The sequence below is a fragment of the Pelomonas sp. KK5 genome (assembly GCF_001984095.1).
In the GTDB taxonomy this organism is placed as follows: domain Bacteria; phylum Pseudomonadota; class Gammaproteobacteria; order Burkholderiales; family Burkholderiaceae_C; genus KK5.
Genome location: NZ_LYVQ01000453.1, coordinates 1 through 1,804 on the forward strand (window position 1 = coordinate 1; position 1,804 = coordinate 1,804).

Annotated in this window: 2 protein-coding genes; both read right to left on the bottom strand. The window is 58.8% G+C overall.

Going from position 1 to position 1,804, the window contains the following annotated elements:
- Positions 1 to 559: 559 nt before the first annotated feature.
- Positions 560 to 928, bottom strand: a complete 369-nt coding sequence (locus B0W88_RS33285; protein WP_158080990.1) for a hypothetical protein — start codon at positions 926 to 928, stop codon at positions 560 to 562.
- A gap of 417 nt (positions 929 to 1,345) precedes the next feature.
- Entirely contained in the window at positions 1,346 to 1,690 is a 345-nt protein-coding gene (locus B0W88_RS33290; protein ID WP_144007133.1) for a hypothetical protein, read from the bottom strand.
- Positions 1,691 to 1,804 lie beyond the last annotated feature (114 nt).

The window sequence follows — 1,804 nt, forward strand, 5'->3', positions numbered from 1 at the left end:
TTGCGTTCAGCCGCGCCGTTAGGCGTCGGCTGGAACTGCGGGTTAGACCGCATCGGCTGCATACGGTGCAATACAAGCAATGAGCGCGCTACGAAGGCGGTCATAGTCGAGTCCTCGAGGTTTGCGCACAACCCTCTCTGGAAGGCCTCGCACGATTGCCGCACTAACGCGTGCCAGCATAGATGACGGCGGCGATTCGGCAAAGGTCTCAGGGGAGATCACGACATGCAGTGCCAAAGTTGGCTCGCTTCCTGCCGCCCCAACAAGGCGACTGGCCGCTGGCGCCCCTGGAAGGCTTGCTGTGGCAAAGACAACGACCATCAAACATCCAGCCGACCAGCCAAAATCCGCATCACCGATCGCGCCATTGAGCCAGTCCTCAAGAAAAAGCAGGGCGTCAGTGAAGCTCTCGGCCAGGCCTGAATCCTGAACTGCGGAAACGCGGAATCGCATGGGGTCTAACGATTGCGTTCAGCCGCGCCGTTAGGCGTCGGCCGGAACTGCGGGTTAGGCAGATGAACCACCGCGCAAGCATGCAGCGCGTAAAGCGATTCTGTGCTCATACAACAGTTGCAACGAAGATGTCCAGCACACACGACCCACGAAGCAGTACATAGCCCAATGCACCGGGATCGTGAAAACGCCGAATCTCGTCGCCCCGCATGACCTTGCTCTTGAAGTCAAGCCAACGGGCATTGGAAAACCCGAATGGGACTTGTGGGAGCCGATCCGGTTCGCGAGCCATGTCCTTCAGCGAATTCGCCTCCAGTTCTTCGACTGACTGCGGTTGGTCCAGCGTGAACGATCGAGGTACGGCTCGGCATTGCCCCTGCGCGCTGCCAGCTGCTTCCTGTCCGATTGCGACGGGACTGAGTGATGCAGCCATGACCGCGAGGAGCAATGTCCGAAATGGGCGATGGAACATCATGCCTGCGTAGCCTAACGATTGAATTCAGCGGCCGCCGTAGGCGGTCCGCTGGAATGACAGGTTAGATGCGCTGGTCATAGCTTCACGACGAATGAAGCCACGGACCAAGGAAACCAAAGTGCGTACCCGAGTAGAGACGCCGCCGCCAGCCCCGCCGCGACGTGGCGCCCCCTGGAGAATGCGAGACAGATGAGAGCAACACCACCCGCACCGACGAACAACGACCAGAGTCCTCCGATCTTCAGCAGGTGCACGTACTCCCCATCCGGATGAAGACGGAAAGTCAACTTGATGTACAGAGGGAAAAGCCAAGGAGCCGCGCAAACGATCAGCACATGCCATGACTGTCGAAGATTGGTCAGAAGCATCTAACGGTTGCGTTCAGCCGCGCCGTTAGGCGTCGGCTGGAACTGCGGGTTAGGCACTTGCACGAAGCGAGCGCCAGAGGGTGGTTGCATTCAGCACGCACGGCGCTGCCACCAGAAGCACCACAGGAACCGCAATGAGGCTGCCACCCAAGCCAGCAACTACAACACCAGCAATGCCGATGTAGAGCAATGCCCAAAGGCTGTTTGCTAGCAAGCCAGCCCATCGCGCTGAGTTCTTGGAGTCAGCGCGCGCCGCCATGAGGGCTAAGCCGAATGGCACAAGATTCAGCGCGGACAGAGCAGAGGCGCTCGGTTGTGCAACGACGATAGCAAGAACGGCAAAGCCAAAGAACGCGATTGCAATCCAATTTGCCGCGCGTAGAAATTTGTTCAAACCGACGCTCCCTTTTGTTGGCCGTACTTTACGTCGCGCAAGGGCATTGCGGAAAAGCGCCTAACGATTGCGTTCAGCCGCGCCGTTAGGCGTCGGCTGGAACTGCAGGTTAGG

Coding starts and splice junctions, on each gene's coding strand:
- B0W88_RS33285 (WP_158080990.1), bottom strand. CDS start 928: ATGATGTTCCATCGCCCATTTCGGACATTGCTCCTCGCGGTCATGGCT.